Genomic DNA, 18,923 nt, shown 5'->3' on the forward strand with positions numbered 1-18,923 from the left:
CCTGCTGCGGCAGCAGGTCGCGCATCGCGCCGGGCAGCAGATCGGTCAGCCCGCCGACCCCGCCGCCGCCGCGCGAGCGCGATTGCGGCTCGGGCAAGGGCTCGGGCTGCATCTGGGCCGAATCGCCGCCCATGCCCTGCCCGCCGGACAGCCCGCCGAGCGGATTGGGCAGGCCGCCGAAGCCGCCGGTCAGGTCGCTGCCGGTCGACTTCATCTTGCCCTTGAGGTTCTTTTCCACCTGCCCGGCCTCGGCCTGCACGGTGTCCTGCAGCGAGCCGCCGCGGCCTTCCAGGTCGACCTTGCGCGCGATCGCGTCCGGCAGCGCGCTGCGCATCAGGTGGGCGCCCGGCATCAGCAGCCTGGCCAGGCTCGACTCGCGCCAGGTGCGCTCGCGCGGCAGCGTGCTCATGCCCAGCACCACCAGCAGCGCGCAGGCGAAGATCAGCCCGCGCAGGGTGCCCAGGCCCAGGCCCATCAGCCGGTCCATCTCCGACAGGCCGTAGGAGTGGGCGACGGTGCGGATCACCCAGCCCAGGATGCTCACGGTGACCCAGATCGCGGCGAAGCACAGGGTGTAGCCGCCGATGTAGGAACCCCAGCTCACGCCGCTGTCGCTGAGCCCGCGGGCGACTTCGCCGCCGAACAGGAACGCGCCGAGCCCGGCCAGCAGCCAGGCCCCCAGCGATACCGCCACGCCGATCAGGCCGCGCGCCATGCCCAGCACGGCCGACAGCGCCACGATCACCAGCAAGCCCCAGTCCAGAGCCGTCATTTCGCCTTACTCCCTAGCGTTTGCGGCCGCCGTCGCCTGGCAGCCGGTTGCGGTCGCGCCGCATCCGTGGGTCACGGGTGCGGTTTGACCAGCGCGTCGCCGATGCCGAGCTTGGCCGCGACCTGGCCCTTGAGCTTGTCGGCGTCGGCGCGATTGACCACCGGACCGATGCGCACGCGGTTGAGCGTGCCCTTGTCGGTGCGGACCTGTTCGACGAAGGCGCTGAAACCGGCCGCGCGGGCGCGGTCGCGCAGTTTGTTGGCTTCCTCGGCGTTGCCGAAGGCGCCGAGCTGGACCGCGAAGCCGGTGCCGGCGGCGGCGGGCTTGGCCGGCTCGGGCTTGGCGGGCTCCGGCTTGGCCGCGGCGACCGGCTTGGTCTCGGCCGGCTTCGGCGGCTCGGCCGGCTTGGCGGCGGGCTTGGTTTCGGCAGGCTTGGCCGCGACCGGCTTGGCCGGTTCGGGCTTCGCAGGCTTGGGCTGTTCCGGCGGGAGCGCCGCGGGCTTGGTTGGCTTGGCCTCGGCGATCGGCGCCGGGACGCTGGCCGGCTTAGCCGGCGCGGGCGCCGCGCCCGAGGCCAGGTCGGCGGCGTCGGCGTTGAGCACGACCACCTTGGCGTTGATGTCGTTGCGCACCTTGGTCGAATTCAGGCGCGCGGCTTCGGCGTCGGCCTGGGTCGCGAACGGGCCGATGCGCACGCGGTAGACGGTACGGCCGTTGGCGCCGGCCGCGGTTTCCTGATAGCCCGGCAGACGCGCGGCCTGCAGCGCGGCGATGACCCGGTCGGCGTCGCCGGCGCTGGCGTAGCTGCCGAAGCTCACCGCGTAGTCGCCGCCGGCGGTGGCGGCGGGCTGCATGCCCGGGCGGCCGGCGGCGGTGTCCACCGTCGGCAGGGTCTGGCCGTCGCCGGCCGGCGCGGCGCCGTTGGGCTCGGGCTGCGGACGTTCCATGCCGACCATGCCGTTCGAAGGCGCATCGCCCGGGGTCACCAGGGGTAGCTCGCGGGTTTCGGTCTGGCCGCCCTGCGGCTGGTCGGGCAGGGTCAGCGGCACATCGGAGGCGCCGCTTTCGGGCGCCGGGCCCTTGATCAGCATGGGCAGGAAGATCACCGCCAGTGCGATCAACACCAACGCACCGATCAATCGCTGTTTCAGGGCAGGTTCCATCGCTACTCAGTCGCTCGCTGGCCGGGGTGCCGCGCGAATTATACCTCCGGGCGGCACCCCGGCCGGGGACCGGCGGTGCGGTCCGGTCAGGCGTTCAGAAAAACGCGCTGCGCATCGGGTGCGTTTGCGGGATGAAAACAAGCCGCTGATGTGTGTGGGAGGGCCTTCAGGCCCGACGCTTTCCTGTCAGGTCAAGGCGATCGGACAGGAAAGCGTCGGGCCTGAAGGCCCTCCCACAAGAGCATCGCGCTCTCGCCGCTGAAAGGCCGGCGACGGGCTTACGCGTCTGCGAGCGCCTGCAAGGCCTCGGCCGCGGTATGGAACGAGCCGAACACCAGGATGCGTTCGCCCTCGCCCGCCGCCGCACGCGCGGCGGCCAGGGCCTCGGCGACGCCGGCGTGGCGTTGCCCGGCCGCGGCGGCGGTGCCGCTCAAGCGCTGCGCGAACTCGTCCACCGTTACTCCGCGCGGGCCGCCGAGACCGGCCAGATGCCAGGCGTCGATGCGCTCGCCCAGGGCCGCGACCACGCCGGCCGCGTCCTTGTCGCCGAGCGCGGCGAACACCGCGCGGGTCGGCCGCGGCGGCTGCGCATCGAGCCACGCGGCCAGTTCGCGCGCGGCCTGCGGGTTGTGGCCGACGTCGACCAGGATCTCGGCGCCGCCGCGTTCGAACCGCTGCAAACGGCCAGCCACTTGCGCGCGCGCCACGCCTTCGGCCAGGGCGCGTTCGCTCGGCGCGGCGTCCAGCGCGCGCAGCGCGGCGATCGCGACCGCGGCGTTGCGCATCTGCACCGGCGCGCTCAAGGCCGGGCGCGGCAGTTCGACTTCGAAACCGACCTCGCGCCAGTTCCAGCGCGCCGCGTCGTCCGCCGCCGGGGCGAAGAAGAAATCGCAACCGGCGCGCACCGCCGAGGCGCCGATCAGGTAAGCATGGCGCAGCACGCTCGACGGCGGATCGTCGTCGCCGAGCACCAGCGGCTTGAAGCCGCGGGCGATGCCGGCCTTCTCGAAGCCGATGCTCTCGCGGTCGTCGCCGAGGTAGTCCTGGTGGTCCAGATCGACCGTGGTGATCACCGCGACGTCGGCATCGACGAGATTGGTCGCGTCCAGCCTGCCGCCCAACCCCACTTCCAGGATCGCCAGGTCCAGCCCCGCGCGCTCGAACAGCCACAGCGCGGCCAGGGTGCCGTATTCGAAATAGGTCAGCGCGGTTTCGCCGCGCGCGGCCTCGATCGCCTGGAACGCTTCGACGATGTCGGCATCGGCCGCATCCGCGCCGTCGATGCGGATGCGCTCGTTGTAGGCCAGCAGGTGCGGCGAGGTATACGCGCCGACCCGGCGCCCGTCGGCGCGGGCGATGGCCTCGATGAAGGCGACCGTCGAGCCCTTGCCGTTGGTGCCGCCGACGATGACCACCTCGCGGCCGGGGCGGGTCAGGCCCAGGCGCTGATGCACTTCGCGGATGCGCTCGAGCCCCATGTCGATGGACTTGGGGTGGATGCGTTCGATGTAGGAGAGCCAGTCGGCGAGGGAGCGGGTTTGCATGCGGCTATTGTCGCCGATCCGGGCGCATCGGGCGACGCAAGCCTGCGCGCAAGGCCCGCTGTAGGAGCGACGCGAGTCGCGACCGCGAAAACGCGGCCATTGCGTCGGCCCATCGCAGTTGCTGATTCGCGGTCGCGGCTTGCGCCGCTGCTGCAGTCGGAGACCAACCCGCGCGTCTTCGTCGCTACGCAAGGCTGCGATGGCGTCAGGACGGCTCGGTGGATTTCCGGCTTTGCTCGGACTCGCCACGCCCGGAATCCGCAGGCGCCGGCGTGCGCCGCCACACCGGCCTGGGCGCATCGTCCGCGCTCGCCGGGGCGGCGTCGCCCGGCCGCGGCCCGATCGGACGCAATTGCGGCTGCCGATCCGGCGGCGGCACGCCGACCGGCAACTCCTTCGGCAATGGCTGGCCGGGTTGCTGCCGCGGCCAGCGCCGCAGCTGTTTCTCCCATTTGGCGCAGGCCGCCACGTCGCCGTCGCACAGCGCGCTGCTGGCCCAGAACGATTTTTCGCCGTCGCTGACCAGGCGCTGGCGCACCAGCGCCGGCGCGGCGGCGGCGCCGGCAACGGTCAGCAGCCAGCGGAAACGCTGTCCCGACTCGGTCAGCTGATACGCCGGCCAGCCCAGCACACCGCCGGCAATCGGCCGGCCTTCGGCGCGCACGCGCGCACTCAGGCTCTGCGCCGTGCCCGGCTGCATCGACAACGGATCGGGCTGATAACCGTCGAGGCTGCCGTCGCGCGCCGCGGCGGCCACGGGCACCTGCAGAAACGGCCACAGCCGATCCCATTCGATCTGCGCCTTGGCGTGGTAGTCGGCAAACTGGCGCGCGCTCGGCGCCTGGAAATCGACCGGCACCCGCACCCGCGACGGCACCGCGACGCCGTCGTGCAGCTCCGGCGTGAGCCGCCAGCCGCGCGCGGCATCGATCGCGGCGAGGTCGAACGCGGTATAGCCCGAATCGCGCTCGATCCAGATCTGCTGGACCACGCCGCAACGGTCGAGGTCCAGCACCAGCGTGGCGGTGCCGGACGCGCCGTAGATCTCGAGCGGAAACGCCGGTGCCGCACGCGCGGCGGCGCCGGGCGGGCAGTCCGGCGGCATCGCCCCGCCTTCGCCGGGCAACACCGTCTGCGCCCAGGCGCAGGGCGCGAACGCGCCCACTGCCGCGGCGAGCCAGACGGTCGAGACGATACGTAGTGGTTTCACACAGCCCCGCCAATCGCGCCGCGTGCGGCGGCCACGGCTATTGGAACATAGCCATACGCCATCGATCGGCCGCCGATCGGGCCACGCTCAACGCTCGCCCTCGCGCAGACCCGGCGGCGGCGAAGGCTGCGGCGGTTTCGGCGTCTGCGGCTCGGCCCCAGCGCGACTCGGCCGCGGCGCCGCCCGTCGTTGCGAGGTGGCGCGCGGCCGAGTCGGCGCGGCTGCGCGCGCTCACAACGCCCGATGCACCGCCTCGCCGAACAACGCGGTGTGATGGCTGCAATCGTTGAGCCGCACCACGTCGAGCCGATCCACGTGATCGCCTTCGAGCAGATTCAACGTCGTCGGCGCCTGCCGGAACGTCCACAGCTTCGCCAGCGGGATGCCGAGGATCTTGCACAGCAGCACCCGGTTGACCGCGTCGTGGGCGACCACGAGCAAGGTGTCGTCGTCCTTCAAGCCTTCGCAGGCGCGCGCGAACGCGGGCCAGGCGCGCTCGAGCACGTGCACGATCGATTCGCCGCCGGGCATCAGCACCTCGTGCGGGGTTTCGCGCCAGGCGCGCAGGCGGTCGCCGTCGCGCTCGCGGATTTCGCTGGCGAGCAGGCCTTCCCAGGTGCCGTGGGCGATTTCCATCAGGCCCGGGTCGAGCTTGAGCATGGCCGCGCGCTCTTCGCCGAGCGCGAGCTCGGCGGTGCGGCGCGCGCGCGACAGCGGCGAGGCCACCGCGCGGGTGATCGGCACCTCGCGCAGGCGCGCGGAGAGCGCGCGCGCCTGGCCTTCGCCGACCGGCGACAGCGCGATGTCTTCCTGCCCCTGGTAGCGGCCTTCGGCGTTCCAGGGGGTTTCTCCGTGACGGGCGAGCAGGATGCGCATGCGCTTACACCTGCGCCAGCGAGAGGATGCCCGGGGTCGCGCGCAGCGCCGCCAGTTGCTCGTCGTTGACCGGACGATCGACGGTGATCGCCGCGCGCGCCTGGCCGTCGCCGGCCGCGCCAAGGGCGAAATTGACGATGTTGACGCCGGCCGCGCCGAGGGTGGAGCCGACCACGCCGATCATGCCGGGACGGTCTTCGTTGCGCAGCAGCAGCACGTGCGCCTGCGGGTCGAATTCGATCTCCACCCCGTCCAGGCGGACCACGCGCGGGCCGCGGTGCAAGGTCGCCTCGATCTCGCGGGTGCGGTTCTCGCCGACCACGCGCAGCTTGAGCAGGCGGTCGAACCCGTCGCCGTTGCCGCCGAGGGTTTCCGAGACGACGAGCCCGCGCGCGGCGGCTTCCTGCAGCGCGTTGACCGGGGTCACCCGGCCCGACGCCGTGCCCAGCAGCGCCGCCACCAGCAAGCGCGACAGCGGCCGCGTGTCGAGCGCTTCGGTGCGCCCGGCGTAGGTGATTTCCAGGCGCGTCGGCGCCGGCACCAGGCGCGCGGCCAGGCGTCCCAGCGCCGACATCAGCGGCATCCACGGGCCGACTTCGCGCGCGGCTTCGGCGGTCAGCGGCGGCAGGTTGACGCAGCCGGCGACCGCGCCGGTGGCGACGAAGTCGATGATCTGCCGCGCCAGGATCGTGCTGACCGCCTGCTGCGCTTCGCTGGTGGACGCGCCCAGGTGCGGGGTCAGGATCAGCTTGGGGTTGTCGCGCAGCGGCGAATCGGCCGGCAGCGGTTCGGTGACGAAGGTGTCCAGCGCGGCGCCGGCGATATGGCCTTCCTCGACCAGCGCCAGCAATGCGGCCTCGTCGACCAGGCCGCCGCGCGCGGCGTTGATCAGGTAGGCGCCCTTCTTCATCGAGCGCATGCTCGCTTCCGACAGCAGGTTGGTGGTTTCCTTGGTGCGCGGGATGTGCAGGGTGACGATGTCGGCCCAGGCCAGCAGTTCCTCCAGCGTCTTCAGCGGCACGCTGCCCTTGCCGGCGGCGGACGCGGGCAGGAACGGGTCGTGCGCGGCCACTTCCATGCCGATGCCCTGGGCCTTGCGCGCGACGGTGCCGCCGATCCGGCCCAGGCCGATCACGCCGAGCTTCTTGCCTTCCAGTTCGAAACCGGTGAGGCCGTTCTTCGGCCATTGCCCGGCCTTCATGCCGGCGTCGGCGCGCGGGATGTGGCGGGCCAGCGCGAACAGCAGCGAGATCGCGTGCTCGGCCGCGGCGAGGGTGTTGCCGTCGGGCGCGTTCATCACCGCGATGCCGCGCTCGGTCGCGGCGTCCACGTCGATGGTGTCGACACCGGCGCCGGCGCGGCCGATCACGCGCAGTTGCGCGGCGTCGGCCAGCGCTTCGGCCGGAACCTTGGTCGCCGAGCGCACCAGGATCGCGTCGACGCCCTTGAGCGCATCGGCGAGCGCGGCGGGATCCTTGATCGGGTCGGACACCACGACGTCCCAGCCCGCTTCGCGGAACAGGGCCAAACCGTCTTCGTGGATGCCATCGCAGGCCAGTACTTTCATCGTCGCAAGCTCCAGGTCGTGAGGGGATCAGACGAGGAAACGCTTGCGAGCCGGCACTGCGGGAAAGATCGCCTGGGGTGCGCCGGCGCCGCGGGCCATCGAGGGCCGGGAACCGGGACCGCCGGGGGCGGCGCCGCCTGGGGGCGGCTTTCTGACACGGGTCGGGAGACGGGGCCGGCTGGCATGGGAATCCGCGACTGCCCGCGCAGCCTACGGCAGGCCGCGCGCGCATTGCAAGCGGCGCGTGCGCGACCTGCGATTGGGTCACGGACGCGGGCGCTCGCGCACGAACGGACGGCCGCAACGGCCTGTCGGATTTGCCAGTGCGCAGTGCCTTGTGCGCCCGCGCCGGGCGTTCCTAAGCTGCCTGGCGAGCGGTCGGACCACGGCCGCCGCCGGCGCGAGCGCCGCAGAGCAGAGACAGGATCCGGCCAGGGCGAGGCCTCGCGCGCAGCGTTCGCACGCACCGTCCCGCCCGGCATTCGCGCCGCGCCGCGCGCGCGGCGCCGCCCCGCTCGCCCGCGTTCGCGCAAGCGCACTGCGCCGGGGCCCGATCCGGCGCTCTCATCACGACATGGAGAGCCACATGAGCAAGAAGAAACTCGTTCTGACCCTCGGCCTGAGCCTGAGCCTGTTCGCCGGCGCGGCCCTGGCGACCTACGTCGGCCCCGGCGAGTACGCGGCCTACTACCGCAACGGCGAACTGGTCGGCGTGGAGTCGCGCGACTGCGAGAACAACCTCAGCCAGTGGGGCGAGGTCACCGACGATTTCGAAAAGGGTTTCTGGTTCTGCCAGCTCTGATCGCGGCGGCACCGAAGCCGATCGCAACGGCGGGGGCGACCCCGCCGTTGCTTTTTCCTCGCGCAGCGATCCCGACGTCGCCTTGCGCCGCGCCACGAACCCGCACGCGGGCATGCTGCGCCGCAGCTTGCGGCGACGCCCACGCAGCTACGACCAATTGGCACTACCCCGCATGACACCGTCGCGCATCGCACGATGCGCGTCACAAACCGAAATTCTGGTGTTAGTTGTCACGTGAGCGAACCGCTCGCGAGGCATAGCTTTGCTGCGCCGGCGCATCGCCGGCACATCGAAGAGAGAATCTCACCATGCGCAAGCATTTCGCTCTGGGGCTCGGCCTGGCGGCGATCGCCGTGGCCGGCGCCGCCTTCGCCGCGATCGGCCCGACCGGTCCAGGCCAGATCTACACCTACTACGACGACGCCGGCGCGGTGGTCGGCCGCTCGTCGATCCGCTGCGACGGCACGCCCGAATCCTGGGGCAAGTTCACCAAGAACTACGACGTGGGCTATTACCTGTGCGATCCCGAGCCGTGATCGTCGCGGCGCGCGACTGCGCATCCACAGCCGTCGCGACCGCCATCGTCTGAAGCACGCCGCACCACCGCCGCACCGCGATCCAACCGACCCACGCAGCGCACGACCCGCTCCGACGAGAGCGACGTCCCGATGCGGGCCGCGCACCGCGCGTCGAAGATCCCGCCACCGTTCGCGCCTCGCGCGCGGATGTCCATCTTCCGCACTGCCAATCAGGAGTTCGTCATGCGCAAGTCTTTCGCCCTCGGTCTCGGCCTGACCGCCGCCCTGGTCGCCACCGCCGCCCTCGCCCGCCCGCCGGGCCCGGACGAAATCGGCGAGTTCTACTTCTACTACGACGCCGCCGGCAACGTGGTCGGCCAGGCCGAACTGAGCTGCGCCGGCGTGTACAGCGAGTCGGGCGTGCGCACCGCCAAGTACAGCAGCGGCCACATGACCTGCCCGCCGCCGCGCGATTGATGCCGTTGTCGTGAACGCTCCGCGGCGCGGCGCCACGCGCCGCGGAGTTTTTCGGCCGGATGCGCCGTTACTTTCCCGACGCCGGCACGCCCATCTCCGCCAGCAGGCGCGGCGCCGGAAACGCTTCCTGCATGATCCAGCGCAGATAGCGCTGGTCGACCGAAATCGTGCGCGTCGCGGCCGGATCGAACAGCCAGCTCGCGCTGACCGATTCCCAGTTGCTGTCGAAGGCGATGCCGGCCAGCTTGCCCTGGCCGTCGAGCACCGGCGAGCCGGAATTGCCGCCGGTGATGTCCAGGTCGGACAGGAAATTGACCGGCACCGAGTCCAGCCGCTTGTCGGCCAGCGCGCCGAAGCGCTTGGCCGAAATCGCGCCGAGCAGCGGCTGCGGCGCGGCGAACGGCGCGGCGCCGCTGTGGCGCGCGGCGATTTCCTCGACCCGGGTGAACGGCAGTTGCCGCGCGCCGTTGTCCTTGGTGTACGCAGTCACCGTGCCGTAGCTCAGGCGCAGCGAGCCGTTGGCGTCGGGATACGCGGCGCGGCCGACGCTCTTGCGGAAATCCGCCAGCGCCTTGAGGTAGAGCGGACGCACGGCCACGGTCTCGCCGGCGCGGCTGCGGATCTCCTGCTCCATCTGCAGCAGCGTCGGCATCGCCGCCACTGCGAACGCCAGCGCGCCGTCCTTGAGCGCGTCCTTGCTCTCGAACGAGGCGCGGTCGGCGTTGAGCCAACCGGCGCGCTGCTCCACGCCGAGCAGGCGCGACTTGCCGACCCGGTCGAGCGCGCGCTTGATCGCCTTCTCGTCGTCGCCGTCCAGCCACTGGTCGATCGCCGCGACGCGATGCTCCTTGCCCAGCTTGACGTACTCGTGCAGCCAGTAATTGAGGATCTGCCGGTCCACGCGCACGTCGCTGCGCCGGTCGAACTGCTTGAAGCCGTTTTCGAACGCGGCGCGCTCGCTGTCGTGGAAACCGCTCTCGCGCTGCGCGTCGGGCCGGGCCCGCTCGACCGCGCCGCGGTAGAGCTGGGCGGCGTTCCACAGCGCGCCGGTCGCGGCGAGCTGGCCGAGGATCAGGTCGCGGTCGCGCTCGGCGCGCGCCTGGTTGCCCAGTTCGACCAGGCGCGCGTGCGCGTCCAGCGCCGGCTGCCCGGCCGCGCCCTTGCCGCGCAGCCATTGCAGCAGTTCGTTCTCTTCGTTGCGCTTGAGCTGGGCGGTGCCGGCGCGGCGGAAGCTCTCGATCTGGCTTTCGTAGTTCTTGGCCGCGCCGAGCCAGCCGCGCACGGTGGCCGCGTACTTGGCCTGGGTCTGCGGGTTCTTGCGGCTCTCGGCCTCGACCAGCGCGGCCAGGCGCTTGTAGTGCGCGGCCACGGTCGGATAGGTCCACTCGGCGTTGGCCTGGAAATCGTCGGCCATGGCGTAGCGGTTGGTCAGCGACGGGAAGCCGGCGAGCATGACGAAATCGCCCGCGCCCAACGGCTTGTCGGCGATCTTGAGCCAGCGCTTGGGCTGGTAGGGAATATTGTCGATCGCATACGGCGCGGGCTTTCCGTCCTTGCCGACGTAGGCGCGGTAGAAGGCGAAATCGCCGGCGTGGCGCGGCCACATCCAGTTGTCGTTCTCGCCGCCGAAGTTGGCGATGCCTTCCGGCGGCGCGTAGACCAGGCGCAGGTCGCGGATTTCCAGGCTGCGCTGCAGCTCGAAGCGGTTGCCGCCGAAGTAGCTGTACAGCCGGCAACCGTAGCCCGGCGTGCGCTCGCATTCGCCGACCAGCTGTTTTTCCAGCGCGTCCAGCGCGGCCATGCGCGCGCCCGGATCGGCCGCGGCGGCGAGCGCGGACTGCACCTTCGCGGTCACGTCCTGGACCGAATCGAGCACGTAGATGCGCGCGTTCGGCCCGGCCGAGACTTCCTCGTTGTTGGTGCCGGTCTTGAAGCCGTCGCGCAGCAGGTTGCGCTGGCCGCTGGAATTGAGCGCGATCGCGCCGAGCGCGCAATGGTGGTTGGTCAGCAGCAAGCCCTTGGACGAAACGAAGCTGGCGGTGCAGCCGCCCAGCGGCACCACCGCGCCGAGCGGGTCGCCCTTGGGATCGGCCCATTGCGCCAGTTGCTTGGGCGTCGCGCGCAGGCCGGACTGCTTGAGCGCGGATGCCAGCTCCGGCAGCTGCGCGGGCATCCACATGCCTTCCACCGCGCGCGCCGCGCCGTGCCAGGCCAGGCCGCTGAGCAACGTTCCTGTCATCGCCATCGCTCTGGCCAGCACCGCGTATCGCATCAAGACGTCCCGGGTTCGAGGGACGACGAGTCTAGCCTGGGGAAAACTGTGAAGGCCATTGCCAAAAGCGACCTGGCTGCGATCGGTGCGGGAATTAACGCTGCGCTAATTTTTCTCGGCGGGAAAACTAAAAATTTCGTTAGTGCGGATGTCGCGGGAGCTGCGTTGTGGCATGGCTGTTGTGGGAGGGGCTTCAGCCCCGATGCCTTTCTGCCGGGTCGCCGCGATCCGAAACAAAAGCATCGGGGCTGAAGCCCCTCCTACAAGAGTTTTCTTCGGCGTTGGCCGCAAACGAAAAACGCCGGCCCGAGGGCCGGCGTTTTTCGCAGCGCGGCGAACCGCTGCGCTTACTTCTTCTTCGGCGCCACGCCCAGCTCGCTGAGCACCTGCGGCGCCGGATAGACCTCCTGCATGATCCAGCGCATGTAGCGCTGGTCGACCGCGATCATGCGGGTCATCACCGGATCGAACACCCAGTTCGAGCTCACCGATTCCCAGTTGCCGTCGAAGGCCAGGCCGACCAGCTTGCCCTGGCCGTCGAGCACGGGCGAGCCGGAATTGCCGCCGGTGATGTCCAGGTCGGACAGGAAATTGACCGGCACCGTCTTCAGGCGCTTGTCCTCCAGGCCGCCGTAGCGCTTGTCGGCGATGGCCTCCAGCAGCGAATCGGGCGCGTCGAAGGGATCCTGGCCGGTGGCCTTGGCCGCGACCTCCTCCAGCTTGGTGAACGCCGCCTGCTTGCTGCCGTCGAGCTTGGTGTAGGGCTTGACGTTGCCGAAGGTGATGCGCAGCGTCGAGTTGGCGTCGGGATAGACCGCCTGCTTCTGGCTCTTGCGATAGTCGATCACGCCCTGCAGGTACAGCGGCCGCGCGACCGCGCTCTCGCCCGCGGCGATCTTGGCCTCCTGCTCGATGCGCAGGTTCGCCGGCAGCAGCGCCTGCGCCAGCTGGATCGCCGGATCGCGGCTCTTGTCGAGGCTGGCGCGATCGGCGTTGAACAGCGCCATGCGCTCCTTGAGCGAACCCAGCTTGGTCTTGGCCAGCTTGTCCAGCGCGCGCTTGACCGCCTTCTCGTCGTTGCCGCCGAGCCAGCGATCGAGTTCGGCGATGCGCTCGCCGGCCGGCAGCTTGACGTACTCGCGCAGCCAATAGGCCTGCAGCTCGCGGTCCATGCGCGGATCGTAGCGGCGTTCCATCTGCTCCAGCGAAGCCTTGATGTCGGGCAGGTCGCGCTGCTGGTAGCCCTGCTCGCGTTCGGCGTCGGGCTTGGCGCGCTCGGCGGCGAGGCGGTACAGGCTGGTCGCCGCGCCGATGACGCCGCCGCGGCGCAGTTGCCCGTACACCAGGTCGCGCTGGCGATGGGCGACGTTGCGCGCCTGCAGTTCCTCGAGCTTGGCGTGCGCGTCCAGCGCCGGCTTGCCGGCGGCGCCGCGCTTGCTCAGCCAAGCCAGCACGGCCGCTTCGTCGGCGTGCTTGCGGGCGCCGGCGTCGATGCGCTTGAAGCCTTCCAGCTGGCCGTCGTAGTTCTTCATCGCGTTCTGCCAGCCGCGCACGGTGCTGGCGTACTTCACGCCGATTTCCGGATCCTGCTTGGCGGTGCGCTCGACCAGGGCGACCAGGTTCTTGTAGTGCTGGCCGACCACCGGATAGCTCCACTCGCGGGTCGCGTCGAACTCGCTCGCCAGCGCGTAGCGGTTGGTGCGGCCCGGATAGCCGGCGACCATGACGAAATCGCCCTCGCCCAGCGGCTTGTCGGCGATCTTCAGCCAATGCCTGGGCTGGTAGGGCACGTTGTCCTTGGAATACTCGGCCGGCTTGCCGTCCTTGCCGACGTAGGCGCGGTAGAACGAGAAGTCGCCGGTGTGGCGCGGCCACATCCAGTTGTCGACTTCGCCGCCGTAGTTGCCGATGCTGCCCGGCGGCGCGTAGACCAGGCGCACGTCCTTGATCTCGATGCTGCGGAACAGGCGATAGGTGATGCCGCCGAAGAAGCTGGAGACTTCGCAGCTGTAGCCCGCCTCGGCCTCGCACTGCGCGACCAGGCGCTTGGCTTCGGCCTCGGCGGCCTGGGTGCGCTCGATCGGGCTGGCGCCGCGGTCGATGGCGGCCTTGATCTGCGCGCTCACGTCCTGGATCGAGTCCAGCGCGAAGATGCGCGAGGACGGGCCGGCGGACACTTCATCGGCGCGGGTCGGCGCGTTGAAGCCCTCGCGCATCAGGTTCTTCTGCGCGGTGGAATTGAGCTGGATCGCGCCGTAGGCGCAGTGGTGGTTGGTCACCACCAGGCCCTGCGGCGACACGAAGCTGGCGGTGCAGCCGCCGAGCGAGACCACCGCACCCATCGGGTCGCCGGTGAGGTCGGCCAGTTGCTTGGCGTCGAGCTTGAGGCCGGCCTTCTTCAGCGGCGCGGCGATCTCCGGCAACTGCTGCGGCACCCACATGCCCTCCACCGCCGCGGCCGGAGCCGACAGCCCCATTCCCAGCGTCCCTGCCGCGACGGCGGCAGCCAAAAGCGTGTAGCGCATGCGTATACCCCTGATCTGTACGGAAAAAAACGGTTTGGAAGTCTAACGTGGCGACGGGTTGGTCGCCACGAAGCGAGGAACGAGCGAAGAGGAACGAGGAACGAGTCGAGGGGCCGGAAACGACGAAACACTACGTTTCTCGTTCCTCTTCGCTCGTTCCTCTTTTGGCTCACTCCGCCGGCAACTGCATTTCCTTGAGCAGATGCGGCGCCGGATACACCTTCGCCAGCAGCCAGCGCAGGTAGCGCATGTCGACGTGGATCGCGCGCTTGTAGCGCGGATCGAACATCCAGCTGGCGCTGACCGCCTCCCAGTTGCTGTCGAAGTTCAGGCCGATCAGGCGCCCGTCGGCGTCGAGCACGGGCGAGCCGGAATTGCCGCCGGTGGTGTCGAGGTTGGTCAGGAAATCGACCGTCTGGGTCTTGAGCTCGGGATCGGCGGTGCTGCCGAAATCGCCTTTCGCGATGGCCTCGCGCAGCGCCTTGGGCGCGTCGAACGGCCTGGCGCCGGTGTGCTTCTCGACGATGCCCTGGACCGTGGTCAGCGGGCGATAACGCATGCCGTCGCGCGGGTCCATCGAGCTGACCGCGCCGAAGCTCACCCGCAGGGTTGAGTTGGCGTCTGGGTAGACCGCGCGGCCCTGCGACTTGCGATAGCCGATCAGCGCGCGCATGTAGGCCGGGCGCAGGCGCAGCAGCTCGCCCTCGCGCGCCTTGCCCTCGTCTTCGATCCGCGCGAACGCCGGGCTCAACGCGGCGGCCGCCTTGAGCAGCGAATCCTCCGACGCCTGCAAGGTCTTGGCGTCGGCCTTCATCGCCTGCAGGCGCGCGGCTTCCTCGCCGAAACCGGTGTGCGCATAGACCGCGTCGATGCTGCGCTTGAGCGCGGCCTCGTCCTCGCCGGGGAACACGCGCTCGATCTCGGCCACGCGCTGCGCGCCCTGCGCGGCGCGCTTGTACTGCGCCAGCAGATAGCGCAGCACTTCCTTTTCCACTTCGCTGCGATAGCGCCGCTGCACTTGCTTGAGCCGGCCTTCGATCAGCGCCTCGTCGCGCTGCTGATAGCCGTTTTCGCGCGCGGCGTCGGGCTTGGCGCGCTCCTGCGCGAGGCGCTGCACGGTCAGCGCGGCGTTGAGCAGTTGGGTCTGGCTGCGGATCGCGCTGAGCAGCTGGTCGCGCTCGCGCGTGGCCGCGCCGGCGTCGAGGATCTTCTGCGCGGCATCGATGTCGGCGCGGATCGCGCGCGCGTCGGCCTGTTGGTCGAGCCAGGCCAGCATCGCCTTCTCGTCTTCGCCGCGCACCCGCACCGCGTCGCTGCGGCGCAGGCCGTCGAGCTCGCCCTGGGCGCGCTTGAGCGTGTTCTTGAAGCCCTTGACCTGCGCGGCGTAGCTGACCTGCGCATCGGCCGAACCGGCCGCGGCGGCGTCGATGGTCTTGATCAGGTCGCCGTACAGCGCCACCCGCGAAGGCAGCTGCCACTGCACCTGCTGGGCGAATTCGGAGGCCATGCGGTGGCGGAAGGTCGTGCCCGGATAGCCGGCGAGCATGGTGTAATCGCCCTCGCGCACCGGCGCAGTGGCGATCTGCAGATGGCTCGGCGGCTGGTAGGGCACGTTGTCGGGCGAGTAGTCGGCCGGCTTGCCGTCGCGGCCGACGTAGGCGCGCAGCAAGGTGAAATCGCCGCTATGGCGCGGCCACACGAAGTTGTCGATCTCCTCGCCGTAATTGCCGATGCTGTCCGGCGGCGCGTACACCAGGCGGATGTCGCGCAGCTCGAGCTGGCGGATCAGGTAGAAATCGCTGCCGTAGTACATGTTGGCGACGCTGCAGCGGTAGCCCGGCTCGCGTTCGCATTCGGCCACCAGCGCCTTGGTCGCGCTGTCCACGGCATCGTAATAGGCGCGGCCGCGCTTGCCGCGCGCGTCCTTGAGCACGCGCTCGGTGACCTTGTCGAAACCGGTGGTCACCAGCACGCGGAAATCCGGATTGGCCGGCAGCTCGGCGGCGCGGTCGGCGGCGACGTAGCCGTCGCGGATCAGGTCGCGCTCGGGCTTGGCGTTGTACTGGATCACGCCGAAGGCGACGTGGTGGTTGGTCAGCACCAGCCCTTCGCCGGACACGAACGAACCGGTCGCGCCGCCGACCTTGACCACCGCGTTCATCGGCGCCCGGGTCAGGTCGGCCAGCCCGGCCGGATCGCCCTTGTAGCCGGCCGCGCGCAGCTGGCGGGCGATGTCGGGCAGTTGCGAGGGCATCCACATGCCTTCATCGGCCTGGGCGGCGGTGGCGCACAGCGCCAGGGACAGGGCTAACACACGGGGGCGCATGGTGATTCCGTACGGCGAGGAAGCCGCGACGATAGGCCAAGCCGCCCGCCGCGGGCAAACCCGCCGCGGCGGCCGCGCCGCGGCGGGGGCGTATAATTCGGCCTTCTTTCCCGCCCGGCCCGGCCGCGGCCCCTAGGTATCGAAATCCCATGACGCAAACGATGAAGGCACTGGTCAAGCGCGAAGCCGGCAAGGGCATCTGGATGGAGGAAGTGCCGGTGCCGAGCCCGGGTCCGAACGAGGTCCTGGTCAAGCTCGAAAAGACCGCCATCTGCGGCACCGACCTGCACATCTACCTGTGGGACGAGTGGAGCCAGCGCACGATCAAGCCCGGCCTGGTGATCGGCCACGAATTCGTCGGCCGCGTCGCCGAACTCGGCCCCGGCGTGACCGGCTACAAGGTCGGCCAGCGCGTCTCGGCCGAAGGTCACATCGTCTGCGGCCACTGCCGCAACTGCCGCGCCGGCCGCCAGCACCTGTGCCCGAACACCACCGGCATCGGCGTCAACCGCGACGGCGCGTTCGCCGAATACATCGTCATGCCGGCCAGCAACCTGTGGCCGATCCCGGACCAGATCCCGAGCGAGCTGGCCGCGTTCTTCGATCCCTACGGCAACGCCGCGCACTGCGCGCTGGAATTCGACGTGGTCGGCGAGGACGTGCTGATCACCGGCGCCGGCCCGATCGGCATCATCGCCGCCGGCATCTGCAAGCACATCGGCGCGCGCAACGTGGTGGTCACCGACGTCAACGACTTCCGCCTCAAGCTCGCCGCCGACATGGGCGCGACCCGCGTGGTCAACGTCGCCAACCAGTCGCTCAAGGACGTGATGGCCGACCTGCACATGGAAGGCTTCGACGTCGGCCTGGAGATGAGCGGCAACCCGCGCGCATTCAACGACATGCTCGACTGCATGTACCACGGCGGCAAGATCGCCATGCTCGGCATCATGCCCAAGGGCGCCGGCGCGGACTGGGACAAGATCATCTTCAAGGGCCTGACCCTGCACGGCATCTATGGCCGCAAGATGTACGAGACCTGGTACAAGATGACCCAGCTGGTGCTGTCGGGCTTCCCGCTCGGCAAGGTGCTGACCCATCAGCTGCCGGTCGACGAATTCCAGAAGGGGTTCGACCTGATGGAAGCGGGCAAGGCGGGCAAGGTCGTGTTGAGCTGGAACTGAAAAACAGGAGATAGCGGGTAGGAGTTAGGAGATAGCGAAAGCGTCTGCGCTCCTGTGCTTTCGCTTTCGCTATCTCCTATCTCCTATCTCCTATCTCCTATCTCCTATCTCCTATCTCCTATCTCCTATTCGCCATCTTCTCGCCCAAGCCGCCTCAGCCACGACGCCCCCGCCATGCCCCTGACCCAACGCACGGCTTAGACCTGATGGAAGCGGGCAAGGCGGGCAAGGTCGTGTTGAGCTGGAACTGAAAAACAGGAGATAGCGGGTAGGAGTTAGGAGATAGCCAAAGCGTCTGCGCTCCTGTGCTTTCGCTATCTCCTAACTCCTATCCGCTATCTTCTCGCTCAAGCCGCCTCAGCCACGACGACCCCGCCATGTCCCTGACCCAACACTACGCCGACACCCTCGAAGAAATCCGCGCCGCCGGCCTGTTCAAGGCCGAGCGCATCATCACCAGCCCGCAGTCGGCCGAAATCGTGCTCGAAGACGGCCGCACGGTTCTGAACTTCTGCGCCAACAACTACCTGGGGCTGGCCGATCATCCCGACATCATCCAGGCGGCCAAGGACGCGCTCGACACCCACGGCTTCGGCATGGCCTCGGTGCGCTTCATCTGCGGCACCCAGGATCTGCACAAGCAGCTGGAAAAGACCATCGCCGAGTTCTTCGGCACCGAAGACACGATCCTCTACGCGGCCTGCTTCGACGCCAACGGCGGTCTGTTCGAGCCGCTGCTGGGCGAAGCTGATGCGATCATCTCCGACGCGCTCAACCACGCCTCGATCATCGACGGCGTGCGCCTGTGCAAGGCCAAGCGCTTCCGCTATGCCAACTGCGACATGGCCGACCTGGAGAAGCAGCTGCAGGCCGCCGACGCCGCCGGCTGCAAGACCAAGCTGATCACCAGCGACGGCGTGTTCTCGATGGACGGCTTCATCGCCCCGCTCGACGAAATCGTCGCGCTGGCGAAAAAGTACGGCGCGCTCGTGCACATCGACGAATGCCACGCCACCGGCTTCCTCGGCGCGACCGGCCGCGGCTCGGCCGAAGTCAAGGGCGTGCTGGATCAAATCGACATCTTCACCGGCACCCTCGGCAAGGCCATGGGCGGCGCGCTCGGCGGCTTCACCACGGCGAAGAAGGAAGTCATCGAACTGCTGCGCCAGCGCTCGCGTCCGTACCTGTTCTCCAACTCGCTGCCGCCGCACGTGGTCGCCGCGGGGATCAAGGCGTTCGAGATGCTGTCGGCGGCCGGCGAGCTGCGCGACCGGCTGGCGCAGAACACCGCCTACTTCCGCGAGCGCATGACCGCGGCCGGGTTCGACGTGAAGCCGGGCGTGCATCCGATCAGCCCGGTGATGCTGTACGACGCCCCCCTGGCGCAGAAGTTCGCCGAGCGCCTGCTCGAGGAAGGCATCTACGCGATCGGCTTCTTCTTCCCGGTGGTGCCGCAGGGCCAGGCGCGCATCCGCACCCAGATGTCGGCGGCGCATACCCGCGAGCACCTGGACCGGGCGATCGACGCCTTCATCAAGATCGGCCGCGAGCTCGGCGTGATCAAGGCCTGAGCGCGCGCATGACGGCACGGACGCCGACTGTCGCGACGCGGGCCCGCGCGGCCCGCGCTCGCGCCGGCGCGGAGCGCTGAGTTGCGCTCCGCGCTGCGCCGCCGCCTGCTGCTGGC

At 69.8% G+C, this 18,923-nt stretch carries 16 protein-coding genes and 1 pseudogene; 7 read left to right on the top strand and 10 right to left on the bottom strand.

Features of this window, described 5'->3' with window-relative positions:
- On the bottom strand, positions 1-772 hold a 772-nt coding region (locus tag A7A76_RS09435; protein WP_206410966.1), incomplete at its 3' end, for a CvpA family protein.
- 71 nt (positions 773-843) lie between these two features.
- The gene (locus tag A7A76_RS09440; protein ID WP_206410967.1) at positions 844-1,935 is read right to left on the bottom strand and encodes an SPOR domain-containing protein; all 1,092 of its coding nucleotides are present in this window, start codon (positions 1,933-1,935) and stop codon (positions 844-846) included.
- Positions 1,936-2,083: 148 nt separating this feature from the next.
- Between A7A76_RS09440 and A7A76_RS26410 the strand changes: the two genes are divergently transcribed.
- Complete coding sequence (locus tag A7A76_RS26410; protein WP_428995115.1) at positions 2,084-2,197, top strand: DUF6053 domain-containing protein; 114 nt, start codon at positions 2,084-2,086, stop codon at positions 2,195-2,197.
- Between the two features lie 16 nt (positions 2,198-2,213).
- Here the strand turns inward: A7A76_RS26410 and folC are convergent, their stop codons facing one another.
- The 4 genes from folC to serA all read right to left on the bottom strand — a co-directional run bounded on the left by folC (position 2,214) and on the right by serA (position 7,132).
- Positions 2,214-3,479 carry a bifunctional tetrahydrofolate synthase/dihydrofolate synthase gene (folC, locus tag A7A76_RS09445; protein ID WP_206410968.1) on the bottom strand — a complete coding sequence of 422 codons (1,266 nt, stop codon included), beginning with the start codon at positions 3,477-3,479 and terminating at the stop codon, positions 2,214-2,216.
- Positions 3,480-3,684: 205 nt separating this feature from the next.
- Positions 3,685-4,689: an energy transducer TonB gene (locus A7A76_RS26415; protein WP_206410969.1), complete on the bottom strand. Its 1,005-nt coding sequence runs from the start codon at positions 4,687-4,689 to the stop codon at positions 3,685-3,687.
- 231 nt (positions 4,690-4,920) lie between these two features.
- The gene (locus A7A76_RS09455) at positions 4,921-5,565 is read right to left on the bottom strand and encodes a histidine phosphatase family protein (RefSeq protein WP_206410970.1); all 645 of its coding nucleotides are present in this window, start codon (positions 5,563-5,565) and stop codon (positions 4,921-4,923) included.
- A gap of 4 nt (positions 5,566-5,569) precedes the next feature.
- Positions 5,570-7,132 carry a phosphoglycerate dehydrogenase gene (gene serA / locus A7A76_RS09460; protein ID WP_206410971.1) on the bottom strand — a complete coding sequence of 521 codons (1,563 nt, stop codon included), beginning with the start codon at positions 7,130-7,132 and terminating at the stop codon, positions 5,570-5,572.
- A 586-nt stretch (positions 7,133-7,718) separates the two neighbouring features.
- Here serA and A7A76_RS09465 point away from each other — a divergent pair.
- From A7A76_RS09465 to A7A76_RS09475, 3 genes are all read left to right on the top strand, one after another.
- Positions 7,719-7,934, top strand: a complete 216-nt coding sequence (locus tag A7A76_RS09465) for a DUF6289 family protein (RefSeq protein WP_206410972.1) — start codon at positions 7,719-7,721, stop codon at positions 7,932-7,934.
- Positions 7,935-8,242: 308 nt separating this feature from the next.
- The gene (locus tag A7A76_RS09470; RefSeq protein WP_206410973.1) at positions 8,243-8,470 is read left to right on the top strand and encodes a DUF6289 family protein; all 228 of its coding nucleotides are present in this window, start codon (positions 8,243-8,245) and stop codon (positions 8,468-8,470) included.
- A 225-nt stretch (positions 8,471-8,695) separates the two neighbouring features.
- Positions 8,696-8,929, top strand: a complete 234-nt coding sequence (locus A7A76_RS09475; RefSeq protein ID WP_206410974.1) for a DUF6289 family protein — start codon at positions 8,696-8,698, stop codon at positions 8,927-8,929.
- A 67-nt stretch (positions 8,930-8,996) separates the two neighbouring features.
- Here the strand turns inward: A7A76_RS09475 and A7A76_RS09480 are convergent, their stop codons facing one another.
- Both A7A76_RS09480 and A7A76_RS26420 read right to left on the bottom strand, forming a co-directional pair.
- Positions 8,997-11,108, bottom strand: a complete 2,112-nt coding sequence (locus tag A7A76_RS09480) for a S46 family peptidase (RefSeq protein ID WP_206410978.1) — start codon at positions 11,106-11,108, stop codon at positions 8,997-8,999.
- A 198-nt stretch (positions 11,109-11,306) separates the two neighbouring features.
- Positions 11,307-11,453: pseudogene (locus A7A76_RS26420) on the bottom strand (DUF6053 domain-containing protein); the annotation flags it as partial.
- Between A7A76_RS26420 and A7A76_RS26425 the strand changes: the two are divergent.
- Complete coding sequence (locus A7A76_RS26425; RefSeq protein ID WP_428995116.1) at positions 11,383-11,583, top strand: DUF6053 domain-containing protein; 201 nt, start codon at positions 11,383-11,385, stop codon at positions 11,581-11,583. The pseudogene A7A76_RS26420 and the gene A7A76_RS26425 sit on opposite strands and share 71 nt — an antisense overlap.
- On the opposite strand, the gene A7A76_RS09485 is transcribed toward A7A76_RS26425, so the two are convergent.
- Together A7A76_RS09485 and A7A76_RS09490 are read right to left on the bottom strand one after the other, a co-directional pair.
- Positions 11,549-13,642 carry a S46 family peptidase gene (locus tag A7A76_RS09485; RefSeq protein ID WP_206410979.1) on the bottom strand — a complete coding sequence of 698 codons (2,094 nt, stop codon included), beginning with the start codon at positions 13,640-13,642 and terminating at the stop codon, positions 11,549-11,551. The genes A7A76_RS26425 and A7A76_RS09485 overlap by 35 nt on opposite strands.
- A gap of 253 nt (positions 13,643-13,895) precedes the next feature.
- Entirely contained in the window at positions 13,896-16,052 is a 2,157-nt protein-coding gene (locus A7A76_RS09490; protein WP_206410975.1) for a S46 family peptidase, read from the bottom strand.
- A gap of 149 nt (positions 16,053-16,201) precedes the next feature.
- On the opposite strand from A7A76_RS09490, the gene tdh reads away from it, so the two are divergent.
- Both tdh and kbl read left to right on the top strand, forming a co-directional pair.
- Positions 16,202-17,236, top strand: coding sequence for an L-threonine 3-dehydrogenase (tdh, locus tag A7A76_RS09495; RefSeq protein WP_206410976.1), 1,035 nt, complete (start codon positions 16,202-16,204; stop codon positions 17,234-17,236).
- Between the two features lie 377 nt (positions 17,237-17,613).
- Positions 17,614-18,807: a glycine C-acetyltransferase gene (kbl, locus tag A7A76_RS09500; RefSeq protein WP_206410977.1), complete on the top strand. Its 1,194-nt coding sequence runs from the start codon at positions 17,614-17,616 to the stop codon at positions 18,805-18,807.
- Positions 18,808-18,923: the final 116 nt, after the last annotated feature.

It is taken from the genome of Lysobacter enzymogenes (assembly GCF_017168095.1).
Classification (GTDB): domain Bacteria; phylum Pseudomonadota; class Gammaproteobacteria; order Xanthomonadales; family Xanthomonadaceae; genus Lysobacter; species Lysobacter enzymogenes_D.